The organism is Metabacillus malikii (assembly GCF_030813355.1).
GTDB lineage: Bacteria > Bacillota > Bacilli > Bacillales > Bacillaceae > Metabacillus > Metabacillus malikii.
The window spans coordinates 62,585-79,531 of record NZ_JAUSUD010000007.1; the positions used below are offsets into that span (position 1 = coordinate 62,585).

A 16,947-nucleotide genomic window follows, 5' to 3' on the forward strand; every position below is an offset into this window, starting at 1 on the left:
CATGAAAAAAGGATTACTATTAGCACTTATTTCGTTTTTATTTATCGGTGTTCTCGCTGCTTGTGGGACAACATCAAACTCAAATGGCAGTAAAGGAGATAAAGAAGAGGTCGTTATAGGATATTTTCCAAATATTGACCATGTTCCAGCGATGATTGCAAAAGAAAAGAAATTTTTTGAAGAAGCTCTCGGCGAGGATGTAAAAGTAACGTATAAAACGTTTCCTGATGGTGGAGCATTTATGACAGCATTGAAAACAGGTGATATCCATGCTGGTTTAGTTGGACCTGGTCCAGTTATGAATAACTATGCGAACGGGGCAGACGTGAAAATTGTTGCTGGTGCATCTTCAGGTGGTACAGTTGTCGTTGCATCTGCAACAAGCGGTGTTGAGTCTCTTGATGATTTAGCTGGTAAAACATTTATTACTCCAGGTGTTGGATGTACGCATGACGTTCAAATGGAAACATTCTTAAAAGATTATGGTATTACTTCTGCACGTATCGGCGGTACGCTGAAGCATGTGACAGGTAATCCTGCTCAATACGGCGCGATGTTTGAATCAGGTAAGGTTGATTTAGCTGCAGTACCAGAGCCATGGGCATCTGAGTTAGTAAAAGCTGGCGCAAAAATTATCGTTGATACGGAAGAAATAAGCTATGGAACGACACTTCCAAATACAGTGTTAGTTACAAGCGGCAAATTAATTAATGAAGATAAAGAGCTAATTGCAAATATTGTTGCAGCACATGAAAAAAGTGTAAACTTCATCAATGAAAACCCAGAAGAAGCACGTGAAATTGCGATGAAGGCAATTAAAGAAATTACAAATCAAGAGTTAGATAAGGAAATTGTTGAAAGTGCATGGGAGCGTGTCACATATACAACAGAAGTAAATGCTGAAGTTGTTCAAGAGTTTGCTAATTCATCATTTGATTTGAAATTTTTAAAAGAAAAACCTGAATTTAGCGATTTAATTGATACACAATTCTTAACGAAGTAGGCGTAAGCATGAAAAAAATCGCGTATATAGTATTTGTTGCTGTTCTTGGTTTGGTAGGCTGTTCGCAGTCTATCAACCTTGAAGAGCATTTTTCATTAAATGGAACAGTTGAGGAGTTAGAGGCGGTCAATCAAGATGGGGAGGCTGTGAACCTCATTGATGAGTATGAGAATAAAGTTTGGCTTGCTGCATTTATTTTCACAAATTGTGATACGGTTTGTTCGCCGATGACGTTTAATATGACTGGTCTACAAAAGGAAATGAATGAGAAAAAGGTAGATGCAGAGCTGGTTTCCTTTTCCATTGACCCTGAATATGACACTCCAGAAGTGTTGAAGCAATTTGCCCAAAGCTTTCATGTAGATGAGGGTAATTGGAATTTTCTTACTGGCTATGACCAAGAAACGATTGAATTGTTTGCAAACAAGAGTTTTCTCGCACCAGCAGCAAAACTTGAAGATTCAAACCAATTTATCCATAGCACAGAAATTTTCTTGATGAAAGGGACGAAAATTCTAGAAAAGTATGACGTCGCAGCAGAAGTTAATACAGAGAAAATAATCGAAGATATCAAACTATTACAATAATTTTATTGCAATCTATACTCGAATCATGTAAAGTAAGAGAAAATGTTAACGATAATAATTTCATATGTTTCTTATCAAGAGAGGCAGAGGGACTGGCCCTATGAAGCCTCAGCAACCGGTACAAAATAAGTGGATATCCATTAAGTAAGCTAATAGGCTTATGTGGGACTACAAGAGTTTGTACGCGTACCAAGGTGCTAAATCCAGCAAGCGACACAAGCGTTATGCTTGAGAGATAAGAAGGAGTTTTTAAATACAAAAGTCTTCTTCTTACGAGGAAGGCTTATTTCTGTTCTCTCAATTGTAATTTTTGATAGAATGATAATCTTTAATCTATAGGATGGTGACTAGCTATGACACAACGTATTGAAACAAAATTAGCGCAAATTGGGAATCGTAGTGAAAACGTAACAGGCACGGTTAATCCACCTGTCTATTTTTCAACAGCATACCGACATACAGGAATTGGTGAATCTACTGGTTTTGATTATATCCGTACCGGAAACCCAACGAGAATACTTGTTGAAAACGCAATTGCTGAATTAGAGCATGGGGACAGAGGCTTTGCTTTCAGCTCTGGAATGGCAGCGATTCAAACGATAATGGCCTTATTCAAAAGTGGCGATGAATTAATCGTCTCATCGGATTTATACGGTGGTACATACCGCTTATTCGAAAGAGAATGGCGCAAATATGGCCTGAATTTCAAGTATGATGATTTCTTAAATCCACTGGAAACAGAAAAGCTGATTACTGAAAACACGAAAGCATTGTTTATTGAAACACCAACAAATCCATTAATGCAAGAAGCGAATATTAAAGAACTTGCGGATTTGGCAAAAAAACATGGCATCCTTGTTATCGTCGATAATACATTTTATACTCCGGTCATTCAAACACCAATTTTAGATGGTGCAGACATCGTCATCCATAGTGCCACGAAATATTTAGGTGGACATAATGATGTGCTCGCTGGCCTAGTTGTCACAAAGGGGCAAGCATTAAGCGATGAGTTTTTCCAGCATCAAAATGCAATTGGCGCTGTTCTTTCTCCGTTTGATTCATGGCTTTTAATGCGTGGTATGAAAACTTTATCACTACGGATGAGACAGCATGAACAAAATGCACAAAAGGTCGCACAATTTTTAGAAGAACACCCAGATATTCTAGACGTGCTTTATACAGGAAAAGGTGGTATGCTATCGTTCCGTTTACAGGACGAAGCATGGGTCAATCCTTTCTTAAAAAGCTTAAACGTCGTTTCCTTTGCAGAAAGTCTTGGTGGAATTGAGAGCTTTATTACGTATCCTGCAACACAAACACATATGGATATACCTGAAGAGGTCCGAATTGCCAACGGTGTTTGTAATCGTTTGTTACGCTTTTCCGTAGGCATCGAGCATGTAGAAGATATTATTGAAGATTTAGCACAAAGCTTTAGAAACATGAAAGGAGATGGAGCAAATGAGTAATCAAGACTGGTCATTTCAAACGAAGCTGCTCCATAATGGGGCAAAGGTTGACAAAGCAACTGGTGCAGTAAGCGTACCAATTCAACATGCTTCTACCTTTCATCAATTTGATTTTGACGAGTATGGCAAATACGATTATGCTCGTTCAGGAAACCCTACTCGTGAGGCGCTAGAAGAGGCGATTGCTGAGTTAGAAGGTGGTACGAGAGGAATGGCCTTTGCTTCCGGAATGGCGGCCATTTCTACTGCGTTCATGTTATTATCGCAAGGTGACCATGTCGTTGTAACAGAGGATGTGTACGGGGGAACATTCCGAATTATTACGGATGTGTTAACGAAGTTTGGCATTGAGCATACGTTTGTTGACATGACGAATGTCGCAGAAGTAGCTGCTGCAATTCGTCCGAACACGAAAGTAATTTACATGGAAACCCCTTCAAATCCATTATTAAAGGTGACGGACATTCCTGCAATTGTAAGCTTAGCCAAACAACATGGCTGCTTAACATTTTTAGATAACACATTTTTAACTCCAGAGCTGCAAAGACCGCTTGAGTTAGGTGTTGACGTTGTTTTACATAGTGCAACGAAATTTCTAGCAGGTCACAGTGATGTGTTGGCAGGTCTTGCCGTGACGAAAGACGTAGAGCTCGGAAACCAGCTGTATAAGCTCCAAAATGCATTTGGTGCTGTTCTCGGTGTACAAGATGCATGGCTCGTACTCCGCGGCTTGAAAACATTGCATGTCCGTCTAAAGCAGTCACAGGAATCAGCACAGAAGTTAGCACAATTTTTAAGTAAGCATGAGAAGGTAGCAGAAGTGTATTATCCAGGTTTGCCTTCACATGCTGGATACGAAATTCAAAACAATCAGGCGGATGGCCCTGGTGCCGTTCTATCATTTAAACTAGCAGATGCTGACGCGGTCAGAACAGTCGTTAACAATGTTAAGCTTCCAGTTTTTGCAGTTAGTCTTGGCGCAGTTGAATCAATTCTATCATACCCAGCAAAAATGTCTCACGCAGCTATGCCTGCAGAAGAAAGAGAAAAACGTGGCATTTCGGATGGTTTATTAAGGCTAAGTGTTGGCTTAGAAAATGTCGATGATTTAATAAAAGACCTTGATGTAGCGTTGAATAAATTACCAGAATTAAAATCGTTGCAAAACATAAACAAATAAGAAATTAGCGGTTAATAATGTGAGGAGGGGAGCTGACTTGAAGCCCCCTTCATTTTTTTGCCTTTATATAAATACATAGTTTTCTTACAGCTTTCATCTACTACTTTTATCATACTTATACATAATATTGCGTAATTCGAAACAGACTAAAATCAACTTGATAATAAAAGGATGTATGTACATGAAGAAATATATGCCTTTATTCATTCTCATTGTAGTTGGGATGATTTCAGCACCAATTCTTGCAGATGCTCATGTGAAATGGTTTGCAAATGTTGCACCTCAGAAAGTGAAGCTTGAGGATATTCTCTCCCCGTTTTTCATGACGATCTCTTTATTAATAGCTATATTACTAGCTATTCTTTCACAAGTAATGGGAAAGCTAATGGACATCCCACTGGCAAAAAAGTTCGACCTAAGGCTTGATAGCTTTCGTAAGTATTCACGATATATTTTAAAATATGGGACAGCGGTTTCGTTCATCTTTCAAGTTTCTTACGGGACGATGTTTGCACCGGAATTTGCGATTCGTCATACATGGCAAACAATCGTCATGTGGCTAATTATTATCTTTTTAGTTATTCCACATCATATCTCAACAAAAATAGCCGCATTGTTGATGTTAGGATTATTTATTTCAGTTTGGGGACATGCTGGCTGGTTCCATATGCTCGACTATGGCTTTTACATTGCGATCATCGGTGTACTCCTAGTTGGGAAAACCAGGTTTGAAACAATTGGCTTTCCATTTTTATATTTAGGAACTGGCTTGAGTCTATGCTGGGTTGCCGTCGAAAAATGGGTATATCCAATGATGACAATAGATATTATCCACCACCATAACGTCCCGACCTTTGGATTCCCACCTGATATTTTCATTGTACTGTCAGCATTTATTGAATTTGTTGTCGGCTACTTATTAGTTGTCGGTATATTGAACAGAGTATTAGCTGTTGTTGTAACTATTCTCTTTATCTTAACAACAACGATTTTTGGTTATACAGAGGTTGTCGGGCACGCGATGATTCACATTGTCTTAATTATCTTTATCATTGAAGGGATTTCGTTCTACAACCCACCAATAAAAATGCATCAATCTAAGCTAGATCAAATGATTTTTGTCTCATTGAATTTTATTTTTGTGTTAAGTACGTTTCTAATCATCTATTATCGATTTGCGTAATTGGAGCTGTCTTAAATCAGGGAAAATGTCCCTGGGTTAAGGCAGCTTTTTTGTTATTTACACGAAATAACACCACGCCTTATTCAATGTCTATTGTTTCAATCTCGTGTGTTTTTTAGAAGTATTTATAAGAAATTATGCATGTACAGACGGGACAAATCATATATAAAAAAGTAAGCTATCGCTTTTTACACAATTTAGCAAAAGGGGGATATCAGAATGAAAAAAATGCGAACTAGCTTGTTATTTATTTTTATGTTGTCATGTATGTTAGTGTTGGCTGCGTGTAATGGTGGGAATGGGAATGAATCAGAGGGCTCATCAGGTGATGAGAAGGAAGGTACGACTGAGAATCAATCAAGCGGCAGTCAAGATTTAAGTCTTTTAACAGGTGGAACTGGTGGTACATATTATCCACTAGGTGGACAAATTGGCAAGATTATTACGGATAACACAGATGCAAAAATTACACCGCAAACATCAGGAGCATCTGCTGAAAATATGGAAACTCTTAGAGCTGGGGAAGCTGAGCTAGCATTTTCACAAACAGATATTGCAGCCTATGCGATTGAAGGAAAGGAAATGTTTGATGGCGACCCGATTGATAATATTCAAGCGATCTCTTCTTTATATCCAGAGACGATTCAGTTAGTTACAACAAAAGATAGTGGAATCAAATCAGTTGAAGACTTAAAGGGTAAGGCTGTTTCAATAGGAGCACCTGGTTCCGGTGTATATATAAATGCAGTTCAAATTTTAGAGGTTCATGGGATGTCGGTAGACGATATTAAGGCACAAAACTTATCATTCGATGAGTCAACAGACGGTATTCAAGCAGGTACAATTGATGCAGCGTTTGTTACAGCAGGGACACCGACAGGAGCAGTCGAGGCGTTATCTGCACAAGAAGATGTCGTTATTATTCCATTTGCGGATGACAAAATTAAAAGTTTAATAGAAAAGTATCCATACTATGCAGAAGACACAATTGCTAGTGGAACGTATAACATTGAAGAGGATGTTCATACAGTAGCCGTAAAGGCAATGTTGGTCGCGACGAGTGACCTTGATGAAAACTTAGTTTATGAAATGACAAAAGCGCTATATGAGAATACGGACAGTATTACACATGCTAAAGGAGAATTTATCACAGCCGAAACAGCATTAGAGGGCTTAGGTGATATGGAATTGCATCCTGGTGCAGCAAAATACTTTGAGGAAAAGGGAATAACACAATAATGAAAAGGTGTCGGTAGGTTATCTTTAACCTATCGACATCAGTCTATTAGGGGGGATGCAAAATGCAGCAACGATTGAAAATAAACATATTTTGCTTCTTAGTCCTCTTATTAGTTGTTGCTGTCATTTTCTCAATTACCCCATATAAAGAAGTTATTGCCTTCACATTTGAGGATAAACAGCAATTACTCACGTACCTTCCACTAGATGATGAAGAAACTTTTCAAATAACCTATACACATTCGATTCATCGCTCAGATGTATATGAAACCTTTGAAGTCAACGGAAATAAGCTTAAATTAATTGAAATAAGCTATGAAGATTTTGCGGTTGGCATGCCAGCAAATGCTGAAGGTGAAGAAACATTTGAAGTGATAAATGGTAGATATTATATAAGGAATATGAATCAAGTTTTCCCTTTTATTGATTTGCGAATTGGCCAAGTTCGAGCAAACCATTCGATAAACTATCAGGGAAATAAGTTTCAACTCTCAAACGTGATCGAGCCAGGTACTTGGGTGCGATTTTCTGTTAAAAAATTATCATTTTGGCAGCTTATGAAGGGAGTGAATCTCATTGGATAAAAATCATGATCAATTAACTGAGCAACAGCAACAGGAGCTATTGGAAAAATATGACCCAGAAGCAGGCACCCGTAAACTGACAGGAATGATTGGGAAAATTGTTTTTATCGGATTGTTAGCGTTTTCCTTATTTCAATTATATACAGCGATTTTTGGTGTATTTACAGCCCAAATTCAGCGGACAGTCCATCTTGGCTTTGCATTATCCCTCATCTTTTTATTATTTCCTGCAAATCGAAAGAAACGGAAAAAAGGTAAACTACAAATTGCGTGGTACGATGGTATCCTTGCGATATTAAGCATTGGTGTAGGTGCTTATTGGCCAATCTTTTTTGATGATTTAGTCATGAGTGTTGGAAGGTTATCCACAATTGACTTTGCTGTTGGTTTATTAGCGATATTACTCGTTTTAGAGGCAACACGTCGGGCGGTTGGATTACCAATTATGATTATCGCTGTTGTCTTCGTGTTATATGGATTACTAGGACCTTATATGCCAGGATTTTTATCACATCGAGGACTAAGTTTTGAGCGACTCGTGCAAACAATGTTTTTTACAACTGAAGGGATTCTTGGGACGCCTTTAGCTGTATCATCGACGTTTATTTTCTTGTTCCTATTATTTGGTGCCTTTTTAGTGAAAACAGGTGTTGGGCAATATTTTAATGACTTAGCGGTGACAATTGCAGGCCGCAGTACAGGTGGACCAGCAAAAGTAGCGATTTTCTCAAGTGCCCTACAAGGGACAATTAGTGGCAGTTCTGTAGCAAATGTTGTTACATCAGGCTCCTTTACAATTCCGATGATGAAAAAGTTAGGATATAAGAAGGAATTTGCCGGTGGAGTCGAAGCCGCCGCATCAACAGGTGGTCAATTAATGCCACCGATTATGGGAGCAGCTGCGTTTTTAATGGTTGAGTTCATTGGAAATGGTATAACGTATTGGGATATTGCCAAGGCAGCAGCAATTCCTGCTGTACTGTATTTTGCAGGAATATGGATTATGACGCATTTCGAAGCAAAACGAATTGGGCTTAGAGGGTTAGCGAAAGACGAAATGCCAAATCGTAAAGAAGTGTTAAAGAAAATATATTTGCTGTTACCAATCGTTATGGTTGTTGTCTTACTAATGTCTGGTGTCATCGTCACACATGCTGCACTTTATGCGATTTTAACAGCGATTATTGTTGGTCTCATTAATAAAGAGACAAGAATGGGTCCGAAGCAATTTGTCCTTGCCTTAGTCGATGGAGCACGTTCAGCACTTGGTGTAGCGGCAGCAACTGCAGCAGCAGGGATAATTGTTGGAATTGTCACGAAAACGGGTTTAGGACTAAAGCTTGCAAATGGTCTCGTCGATTTAGCTGGTGGGTATTTAATTCCAACTTTAATGTTAACAATGTTAGCTGCAATCATTCTTGGAATGGGCTCACCGACAACAGCTAACTATGTCATTACATCAACAATTGCAGCACCTGCTATTATTCTACTAGGCGTACCAGACTTGTCAGCTCATTTATTTGTTTTCTATTTTGGAATTATCGCAGATATTACCCCACCTGTCGCATTAGCAGCGTTTGCAGCAGCAGGTGTCGCTGGCGGAGAACCATTACGAACCGGTATAAACTCTGCAAAACTGGCAATTGCCGCCTTTATTATCCCGTATATCTTCGTTCTCTCACCACAACTACTAATGATTGATACAACATGGCTTGAACTCGTGTGGGTACTTATTACAGCGATATCAGGAATGATTGCAATTGGTGCAGGTGTCATCGGATTCTGGATGAGAAAGCTACATTGGCTTGAGCGGATCATCTCTGTCATTGCCGGATTATTGCTCATATACCCAGAACGTGTCTCAGATATAAGCGGGCTAGTCATCTTTATCGCCATGTTCGTCCTACAAATCATCAATAAACGAAAAGACGATAATTATAAATCAAATTTAGGGGACAGTCCCTCACTGCATTAATGCGGTAAACTGGTGGGGGACAGTCCCCCACTGCGTTAGTGCGTTAAACAAATGGGGGACAGTCCCCATATATTTTAGAAAATAATTGACTCACAAGTGAATTGTGAATATAATAGAAGATGTACATATAATTACGACCTGTTAGCTCAGTGGGAGAGCACTTCCTTGACAGGGAAGGGGTCGGGGGTTCAAGTCCCTCACAGGTCATCAAAGAAATCATAATTTGAAATAACAATGAAAAACCACGTCACACCAAATGTGAGGTGGTTTTTTGTTGTTTTAGAAGACGGAAAATCTCATATTTTATGGCTAAAACAGTTTCAAGTATAAAATGTCACCCTAGCGCAACATGTCTCAATTCCCCTTAATTCGACTTATTTCCCGGAAAATAGAATGCACTGAATTTTCAACATGATAATCAATAGTTCAGTGATTAGAATGTTAGCTACAAAGACAAGTATTACACCTAATATTAATGTCCATGACACACACCAATTTATTTTCACGCCAGAAAGCAAGAAATTTGCTAATAAAAATGAAACATGCTATTAATAAATCGAGAACGTAAAAAAGACTGGAGTGGAAAAAATGTATCGAACAGTTGCAGATTTTTTAGAGGATTGGAACAGTTCAGCAGACGGAACAATTCGTGTCCTAGAAGCTTTAACAGATGAGAAGCTAAATCAAGCGGTCGTAGAAGGTCATAGTACACTTGGCTGGTTAGGCTGGCATTTAGCAACAAGTATATCGTTTTTTGCTGGGCAAGTTGGTATAAATGTCAATGTTACTGGTGATGTGAACACTGTTCCTGGCAAGGCAAGCGAAATCGTTGCTGCTTATAAAAAAATCTCGGATGATTTCAAACAAGCTGTTGAAGAAAATGTAACAGATGCGAGCATTGTGGAAGAAGTTGAATCATTTGGAGGGTTAACGCCAAGAGGGAAATTACTTAGCAAGTGTATCGAACATCAAACACATCATCGCGGGCAAATGACCGTACTCCTTCGTCAAGCAGGTTTAAAAGTACCTGGCATTATGGGACCTACGAAAGAAGACCAAATGTAAGTACATAAATTAACTATTGAAAAGTGGTTGAAACAGGTCAGAACCCTTTAATACACACTGATATTAAGTATGTTTGCTTCATGGTTTACTAAATATAATGTGTTTGAGGGTCTGCCTGACACCACTACCTCTTATAACTACTAATTAACAAACTCCGTTCAAATACCGATACTTCTGTGGAGGTATCCCGACCACTTTTTTAAATGTTGCAACAAAATGACTCGTCGAACGAAACCCAACAGAGCTAGCAATTTCACTAATTGTCGTTGAACTCGTTTCAAGTAATAGCTTTTTGGATTGCTGAATTCGTAAATTCACAAAGTAGGCATATGGTGTAACGTGAAAGTTCTTCTGAAACAAAGAATTCAAATGGCGTTTAGATGTATTCATAAATACAGCCATTTCTTCTAAACCGATATCAGGATTTGCGAGATGTGATTTCATCCACTCAATGAGCCCATATAACGTCTGTAGGTGATTTGATTCTTTTAAACTGCTTTTATACGTTTTCCCGTATTTTTTTAATAGTAATAGAAATTCATAGATATGTGAGGAAGCACTAATACTAAATCGATCTGTTGTCTCATCACTATCCTTCAAAATGTCTAAAATAAATGTGGAGATTGGTGTATCCTGTTCCCAATGGAATAATGCAGATTGATATAGTTCAAGCGTAATCAGCATCTCTTTTACCATCTCACCACCAAAGGTAACATAGAGTGTTTCCCATGGCTGTGAATCATGGTCATTCTTATAGGAATGCGCGATATGTGGTAAAAGAAGAAATCCATTGTGAGCAGAAAGAGTTATTTGTTGATTTTGAAACGTTATCGTACCTTGGCCACTAACCGTCTGAATCCAATGATAATATGGATAACCAGAAGGACGTGTGATATGTTCTTGAATTGGATTGAAGCCAATTGTTTCAGCGAAAAGCGGCAATTTCTGTTCGTTTAATGGAATGAGGACATGCTTCTTCATGTAGTTATCTTCCTTCCGAGAGTTATCAATTCTTAAGTTCCTTATTCTTATATTGCTTTCCATTATATTATATATATTACAAGTTTGTAATCACTTACAATGTAAATATAATGATACTTTAGAAAAGGGTGAGCATTAATGATAAACGAAAGACTTCCAAAAATATGGTATGGTGGCGATTACAATCCAGAGCAATGGGAAAAGGAAGATTGGGATGAAGATGTCCGCATGTTTAAGCTCGCTGGCATTGATGTCGCTACACTTAATGTTTTTTCGTGGGCAATGATTCAACCAGATGAAGAGACATATGATTTTTCGTTTTTAGATGAGCAAATTGACAGACTCTATCAAAATGGTATTTATACATGTTTAGCAACAAGTACTGGGGCACACCCTGCGTGGATGGCGAAAAAATATCCGGATGTATTAAGAGTTGATTATGAAGGAAGAAAGCGTAAATTTGGCGGTAGACATAATTCATGTCCAAACAGTCCGACTTATCGTAAATATGCAGAGAAACTGGCAAATAAATTAGCAGAACGATACAAAGACCACCCGGCGGTATTAATTTGGCATGTTTCAAATGAATATGGCGGCTATTGCTATTGTGATAACTGTGCAAATGGTTTTCGAAATTGGCTGCAACAAAAATACGGAACGATTGAGAAAGTAAACAAAGCTTGGAATACACGGTTCTGGGGCCATACGTTTTACGATTGGGATGAAATTGTTCCTCCTAATGCACTTAGTGAGGAATGGAACGGTGATTCAACAAACTTCCAAGGTATATCACTAGATTACCGAATTTTCCAGTCTGATAGTCTTTTAGATTGTTTTAAACTTGAAAGGGATGCGTTAAAAAAGCATAATCCAGCAATTCCGGTTACGACGAATTTAATGGGTACGTATAAGGAACTTGATTATTTTAAATGGGGCAAGGAAATGGATGTTGTTTCTTGGGATAACTATCCTTCGTATAATACGCCTGAGAGCTTTACGGCAATGAGTCATGATTTAATGCGTGGCCTAAAAAGCGGTCAGCCGTTTATGCTAATGGAACAAACACCTAGTCAACAAAATTGGCAGCCATACAATTCATTGAAACGACCTGGTGTAATGCGCCTTTGGAGCTATCAAGCTGTTGCACGCGGTGCGGATACAGTGATGTTTTTCCAGTTAAGGCGATCAGTTGGTGCTTGTGAAAAATATCATGGTGCCGTCATCGAGCATGTTGGTCATGAAAATACAAGGGTTTTCCGTGAAACAGCAGCACTTGGCAAGGAGCTTGCACAGTTATCAGATTCACTGCTAGATTCACGTGTCCAAGCAAAGGTCGCAATCGTTTTTGATTGGGAGAACCGTTGGGCGATCGAACTATCAAGTGGTCCTTCTAAGGCATTAGATTATGTAAACGAAATTCACAAATATTACGCAGCCCTTTATGATGAAAAGATTGCCGTCGATATGATTGGTGTTGACGAAGACTTAAGCAAATATGATATAGTCATAGCACCAGTTCTATATATGGTTAAGACGGGATATGCCGAAAAGATAAAACAATTTATTCAAAATGGCGGTACATTTCTTACGACGTTCTTTAGTGGAATCGTCAATGAGCATGATATCGTGACAGTAGGCGGCTACCCAGGAGAGTTACGAGACTTACTTGGAATCTGGGTTGAAGAAATTGATGCCCTCCCACCAGAAGAAAAAAATCAAATCGTCGTAAAACAACAGACAGGAAACCTTTCAGGTAACTATGAATGCCGTTTATTATTTGATATTATTCATTCAGAAGGTGCAGAAGTACTTGCAGAGTATGGTTCTGATTTTTATGCAGGAACACCTGTCATTACGCGAAACACATATGGAAAAGGAAAAGCCTATTATGTCGGCACGTGTCCAGAGCATGACTTCTTAACAGATCTTGTGAAAACAATTTGTGCCGAAAAAGAAGTTGCCCCATTACTGAATGTACCTAAAGGAGTCGAGGTAACGGAACGAGTGAAAGATGGTACGTCTTACTTATTTATCCTGAATCATAATGAAGACGAAGTAGAAATTGATAATTGCAAAGGAACCGATTTATTATCAGGTAATCAACTAGCAGGTTCAACAGCATTGGCTGGCTATGGAGTAATGATTATAAAACAATAAGGTGCCAAGTAGTACCTTACTGATTCTTTAGACAGTAGCTAGTAATAACCTTGTTAAAAGGTGAGTCCCCATATAATAAGTAGTTTAGTCTTCGTGGAGAAAATTGAAAAAAACAGCAAAAATGTAGTGCTAAATCACACAGGGTTTAGCACTACATTTTTTGTTATCCAATCAATGGTTGAATGGATTATTAGCGATAATTAACATATCAAATAACACTATAAATAACAGATTGACAATAGCTATTGTCACTGCGTTAAATTTACTGCGAATTGATGTGCGATTTGGTATGTTAATTCCTCGGAGAGTAACAAGGGGATTTAGAATTTATTACCAAATATGCTATAATAAGACAAGAGTTTGTGATGAAATGATCTTAAACTAACGGTGCAGTATAGTTGAAAAGAGGACGTATGGTTTTTTATGATTGAAAATTCGAAAAAGTGAGGGGGATGTAAATGATTAGTAGGGTTTTGTTAGGAGTTATATTAGGTGCTTTAGGAGGATTTATTAGCAGTAAATTCCTAAATATTTTTTATAATCACACGGATGTTCAAACAGCTGTAGGCACTTATTTAGGTACTTATCTTGGTATTATTGCTGGATTAGTAATATGTCTAATTATTGAAGTTAATAAACTAAGGGATGGGAAAGAAAATAAAGTATAGATTACTATTGAACTAACGGGTGCAATAGTTAAAAGGAGCAACATCAAAAGAAGGAATGTTACTCCTTTTTAGTTAAAAATACTTCTGGTAAAATTCCTTCCGTAGTCTACCACTTAATTCGGCATATATCTTAGTCGTTTCACTTTTTTCATGACCCATTAAACTCTGAATTACCTCAATCGGTGCACCATTATTTAATAAATTAGTCGCATAACTGTGTCTGAGTTGATGGGGATGTATTACTTTATTAATTCCTGCTCGCTTGGATATACGTTGAATAATATATCTCATTTGTGCTTTACTCATACGGTGTGGATGTCTTTCTGTTACGAAGATAGCTGCTTCATTGTCTTCTCTACTCTCTACATATCGTTTTAACCAAATATCACACCGAATATTAAAATATACTTCTCTTTCCTTGTCACCTTTACCCCTAACGATTGCAGAATGATTAGACCAATTGATGTTATTCTTATCAAGAGTAACGATTTCCCCAATACGACAGCCTGTTGAGAACATAAACTCAAAAAGTGCTCTTTCTAAGGGTGAGTAACACGCTTCACGAAGATGTTCAATCTCTCTTTCTGTTAAGAACTTTGGAATTCGCTTCCCTACCTTTGGTTCTTTAATCTTAGCAGCTGGATTTCTACGAATATATCCTTCTTTATGTGACCATCGTAGGAGAGATTTTATTGAACGTACACGATGAGCTAATGATGAGGGTTTTAATGTTTTACTAGATTTAGAAAAGTATTCTTTTAATTGCTCAGTAGTAGGTGAATCAATATCTACATCCCCAAAATATCGTATAAGTAATTGAACTTGTAATTGATATGCTTTTAATGTTTGTTGTGAAAATCCTTCAATTCGCTTATCAGATTCATACGATTCCCATGCTTTTGATAATAACAAAATATCATCTCCAATAAATTGTCTTTATAAAGGAATTATTGACAGGTTTCTTGAAATTGAAACGGAAGTGATTATTTACTATTTGTGAAGTTTAATTTAACAACATATTTAAATACTGGTTTATTTATACCAATAAAGTAATATAATACTAGTTAATTTCTGGAGGGTAGCCAAGGATGAATTCATTAATTTTTATACAGCATTGTCAATCAGAACATCATATAAATAATATGTCGGGATGCTGGACAGATACTCCTATAACAGACACAGGGAGAAAACAAGCGAAACTTATAGGAGATAAATTAATAGAAGAAATAGTAGATATTAAAGAATATATTTTATATTCATCGGATTTATCAAGAGCAGTTGGAGGTATTACAATTTTAAGCCAAGATAGTTTTCAACAGAACGTTATCAATTAGTTTAATGATACCTCGCATTTTTCTTTATTGAACTAAATAAGCAGTTTAATTTATTATGGATTGAAACCTAATTTAAAACAATAAGTAGTTAAAGAGTCAAAATAAGCTGGTACTTCAACCAGCTTATTTTTAACTTAAACATAGAATTTTTCTGCTGATTCAACTGTATGTTTCATTAATGTAGCAATTGTAACAGGGCCAACCCCACCAGGAACAGGTGTTATTGCACCAGCAACTTCATAACAAGAGTTATAATCCACATCCCCGACATTCCCTTTATTGTAACCAGCGTCTAATACAATTGAACCCTGCTTTAACCAACTTCCTTTAATAAACTCAGGCTTTCCTACTGCTGCAACCACAATATCGGCTTGTTTTAAAATTTCGGATAAATTGGATGTTTTTGAATGGCAAGTAGTTACTGTTGCATTCGCATTGAGAAGTAAGGCAGAAACAGGTTTACCTAAAATTGGACTTCTCCCCACTACAACAGCATGTTTACCATCAATCAGGATCTTGTAATACTCTAAAATTTTCATAATTGCAGCTGGTGTGCAAGAAGGATATTCTCCGAACCCTAATGCAGTTTGTCCGTACCCTGAACTTGTGACACCATCAACATCTTTTCGAATATCAATTGCTTCAAATGCAGCACGTTCATCAATATGAGTTGGAACTGGATGTTGCAAAAGGATACCGTGCACCGAGTTATCGATATTTAATTCTATAATTGTTTCTACCAACTCTGATGTACTTGTTTCTTCTGGCAAATGCACACGAATGGAATTGATACCCAATCTTTTACAAGCATTCCCTTTCATTTTTACATAGGTCTCTGAAGCAGGATTATCACCAACTAAAATCGTTGCGAGGCAAGGTATTATTCCAATATTCTTTAATACTTCAATACGAGTTTTTAAGCCGTCTCTTATTTCTTGAGCAACAACATTCCCATCCAAAATGATTTTCCCCATAACAAAACCTCCTATAAATGTAATAAAAAAGAGATAAGGATATAATCCTTATCTCTGCCCAGACGACCCGACTAAATATAAAATCACAGCTTCCTTGTGGTCATTTCCACAAATGTCGTCAGTTACTGTGTCTATTTCCTTATATAAGTAAAAGATAACATATGGGGATTAAATGTCAACGACATTAATGGTTTTCTTAATTGTTTTTGGTATACTTTGTGAAAGTATGTACTTAAACCAATGGGTGCTTTAGTACAATAAAGAAAATATAAAGAAATAAAAAACGCTTGGAAAATCCAAGCGTTTTTGTTTGTTATTTAGTGTGTTACTATCTAAGTTTTTGGTAGGGAATTTAACGTGATATTTTGCTTTTTCTCCACGTTATCCTAACTACTTACCCATATAGTTGGGGGCTTTTTCTGTTGGGCTACTATCATTTAGGATAGGATATAACTTGCTTTATCATAAAATATATAAGAAACTAAACATAACGTTGCCTTTATTTATGCAACATACAGGGAGTTGCTGAAATGTTGGCAACTAGT

Annotated in this window: 15 protein-coding genes, 1 tRNA gene and 2 riboswitches; of the genes, 13 read left to right on the forward strand and 3 right to left on the reverse strand. The window is 37.5% G+C overall.

Annotated elements, in window-relative coordinates:
* The first annotated feature begins 1 nt into the window (after position 1).
* From J2S19_RS09000 to J2S19_RS09045, 10 genes are all read left to right on the forward strand, one after another.
* Positions 2 to 1,003 (forward strand): aliphatic sulfonate ABC transporter substrate-binding protein, encoded by a 1,002-nt coding sequence (locus J2S19_RS09000; protein ID WP_307340378.1) that lies wholly within the window; start codon positions 2 to 4, stop codon positions 1,001 to 1,003.
* An 8-nt stretch (positions 1,004 to 1,011) separates the two neighbouring features.
* The gene (locus tag J2S19_RS09005; RefSeq protein WP_307340381.1) at positions 1,012 to 1,590 is read left to right on the forward strand and encodes an SCO family protein; all 579 of its coding nucleotides are present in this window, start codon (positions 1,012 to 1,014) and stop codon (positions 1,588 to 1,590) included.
* Positions 1,591 to 1,658: 68 nt separating this feature from the next.
* Positions 1,659 to 1,832, forward strand: a riboswitch (SAM riboswitch).
* A 111-nt stretch (positions 1,833 to 1,943) separates the two neighbouring features.
* Positions 1,944 to 3,062 carry a methionine biosynthesis PLP-dependent protein gene (locus tag J2S19_RS09010; RefSeq protein WP_307340383.1) on the forward strand — a complete coding sequence of 373 codons (1,119 nt, stop codon included), beginning with the start codon at positions 1,944 to 1,946 and terminating at the stop codon, positions 3,060 to 3,062.
* On the forward strand, positions 3,055 to 4,242 hold the full coding sequence (metC, locus tag J2S19_RS09015) for a cystathionine beta-lyase (protein ID WP_307340386.1): 1,188 nt from the start codon (positions 3,055 to 3,057) through the stop codon (positions 4,240 to 4,242). Before J2S19_RS09010 ends, metC begins: the two co-directional genes overlap by 8 nt.
* 181 nt (positions 4,243 to 4,423) lie before the next feature.
* Complete coding sequence (locus J2S19_RS09020; RefSeq protein ID WP_307340389.1) at positions 4,424 to 5,425, forward strand: DoxX family membrane protein; 1,002 nt, start codon at positions 4,424 to 4,426, stop codon at positions 5,423 to 5,425.
* 219 nt (positions 5,426 to 5,644) lie between these two features.
* Positions 5,645 to 6,664 (forward strand): TAXI family TRAP transporter solute-binding subunit, encoded by a 1,020-nt coding sequence (locus J2S19_RS09025; RefSeq protein WP_307340392.1) that lies wholly within the window; start codon positions 5,645 to 5,647, stop codon positions 6,662 to 6,664.
* A gap of 62 nt (positions 6,665 to 6,726) precedes the next feature.
* On the forward strand, positions 6,727 to 7,248 hold the full coding sequence (locus J2S19_RS09030) for a DUF1850 domain-containing protein (RefSeq protein ID WP_307340395.1): 522 nt from the start codon (positions 6,727 to 6,729) through the stop codon (positions 7,246 to 7,248).
* The gene (locus tag J2S19_RS09035; RefSeq protein WP_307340398.1) at positions 7,241 to 9,223 is read left to right on the forward strand and encodes a TRAP transporter permease; all 1,983 of its coding nucleotides are present in this window, start codon (positions 7,241 to 7,243) and stop codon (positions 9,221 to 9,223) included. The genes J2S19_RS09030 and J2S19_RS09035 overlap by 8 nt, the downstream gene beginning before the upstream one ends.
* A 135-nt stretch (positions 9,224 to 9,358) precedes the next feature.
* A tRNA-Val gene (locus J2S19_RS09040) sits at positions 9,359 to 9,430 on the forward strand.
* A 381-nt stretch (positions 9,431 to 9,811) separates the two neighbouring features.
* Positions 9,812 to 10,288 (forward strand): DinB family protein, encoded by a 477-nt coding sequence (locus tag J2S19_RS09045; protein ID WP_307340400.1) that lies wholly within the window; start codon positions 9,812 to 9,814, stop codon positions 10,286 to 10,288.
* A 144-nt stretch (positions 10,289 to 10,432) separates the two neighbouring features.
* Here J2S19_RS09045 and J2S19_RS09050 read toward each other — a convergent pair whose 3' ends face one another.
* A complete protein-coding gene (locus J2S19_RS09050) occupies positions 10,433 to 11,269 on the reverse strand; it encodes an AraC family transcriptional regulator (RefSeq protein WP_307340403.1) in 837 nt (278 codons plus the stop codon).
* A gap of 138 nt (positions 11,270 to 11,407) precedes the next feature.
* On the opposite strand from J2S19_RS09050, the gene J2S19_RS09055 reads away from it, so the two are divergent.
* Together J2S19_RS09055 and J2S19_RS09060 are read left to right on the forward strand one after the other, a co-directional pair.
* A complete protein-coding gene (locus J2S19_RS09055) occupies positions 11,408 to 13,426 on the forward strand; it encodes a beta-galactosidase (protein ID WP_307340406.1) in 2,019 nt (672 codons plus the stop codon).
* A 458-nt stretch (positions 13,427 to 13,884) separates the two neighbouring features.
* Positions 13,885 to 14,094: a hypothetical protein gene (locus J2S19_RS09060; RefSeq protein WP_307340409.1), complete on the forward strand. Its 210-nt coding sequence runs from the start codon at positions 13,885 to 13,887 to the stop codon at positions 14,092 to 14,094.
* 72 nt (positions 14,095 to 14,166) lie between these two features.
* On the opposite strand, the gene J2S19_RS09065 is transcribed toward J2S19_RS09060, so the two are convergent.
* The gene (locus J2S19_RS09065) at positions 14,167 to 15,006 is read right to left on the reverse strand and encodes a tyrosine-type recombinase/integrase (RefSeq protein WP_307340412.1); all 840 of its coding nucleotides are present in this window, start codon (positions 15,004 to 15,006) and stop codon (positions 14,167 to 14,169) included.
* Positions 15,007 to 15,182: 176 nt separating this feature from the next.
* Between J2S19_RS09065 and J2S19_RS09070 the strand changes: the two genes are divergently transcribed.
* Positions 15,183 to 15,428, forward strand: coding sequence for a histidine phosphatase family protein (locus tag J2S19_RS09070; RefSeq protein ID WP_307340415.1), 246 nt, complete (start codon positions 15,183 to 15,185; stop codon positions 15,426 to 15,428).
* Between the two features lie 134 nt (positions 15,429 to 15,562).
* Here the strand turns inward: J2S19_RS09070 and J2S19_RS09075 are convergent, their stop codons facing one another.
* Positions 15,563 to 16,402 carry a bifunctional 5,10-methylenetetrahydrofolate dehydrogenase/5,10-methenyltetrahydrofolate cyclohydrolase gene (locus J2S19_RS09075; RefSeq protein ID WP_307340418.1) on the reverse strand — a complete coding sequence of 280 codons (840 nt, stop codon included), beginning with the start codon at positions 16,400 to 16,402 and terminating at the stop codon, positions 15,563 to 15,565.
* A 49-nt stretch (positions 16,403 to 16,451) separates the two neighbouring features.
* Positions 16,452 to 16,538, reverse strand: a riboswitch (ZMP/ZTP riboswitch).
* Positions 16,539 to 16,947: the final 409 nt, after the last annotated feature.

Bases quoted from the DNA above. Each gene is read 5' to 3' on its own strand.
- J2S19_RS09000 (WP_307340378.1), top strand. From the start codon at position 2: ATGAAAAAAGGATTACTATTAGCACTTATTTCGTTTTTATTTATCGGT.
- J2S19_RS09005 (WP_307340381.1), top strand. From the start codon at position 1,012: ATGAAAAAAATCGCGTATATAGTATTTGTTGCTGTTCTTGGTTTGGTA.
- J2S19_RS09010 (WP_307340383.1), top strand. From the start codon at position 1,944: ATGACACAACGTATTGAAACAAAATTAGCGCAAATTGGGAATCGTAGT.
- metC (WP_307340386.1), top strand. From the start codon at position 3,055: ATGAGTAATCAAGACTGGTCATTTCAAACGAAGCTGCTCCATAATGGG.
- J2S19_RS09020 (WP_307340389.1), top strand. From the start codon at position 4,424: ATGAAGAAATATATGCCTTTATTCATTCTCATTGTAGTTGGGATGATT.
- J2S19_RS09025 (WP_307340392.1), top strand. From the start codon at position 5,645: ATGAAAAAAATGCGAACTAGCTTGTTATTTATTTTTATGTTGTCATGT.
- J2S19_RS09030 (WP_307340395.1), top strand. From the start codon at position 6,727: ATGCAGCAACGATTGAAAATAAACATATTTTGCTTCTTAGTCCTCTTA.
- J2S19_RS09045 (WP_307340400.1), top strand. From the start codon at position 9,812: ATGTATCGAACAGTTGCAGATTTTTTAGAGGATTGGAACAGTTCAGCA.
- J2S19_RS09050 (WP_307340403.1), bottom strand. From the start codon at position 11,269: ATGAAGAAGCATGTCCTCATTCCATTAAACGAACAGAAATTGCCGCTT.
- J2S19_RS09055 (WP_307340406.1), top strand. From the start codon at position 11,408: ATGATAAACGAAAGACTTCCAAAAATATGGTATGGTGGCGATTACAAT.
- J2S19_RS09060 (WP_307340409.1), top strand. From the start codon at position 13,885: ATGATTAGTAGGGTTTTGTTAGGAGTTATATTAGGTGCTTTAGGAGGA.
- J2S19_RS09070 (WP_307340415.1), top strand. From the start codon at position 15,183: ATGAATTCATTAATTTTTATACAGCATTGTCAATCAGAACATCATATA.
- J2S19_RS09075 (WP_307340418.1), bottom strand. From the start codon at position 16,402: ATGGGGAAAATCATTTTGGATGGGAATGTTGTTGCTCAAGAAATAAGA.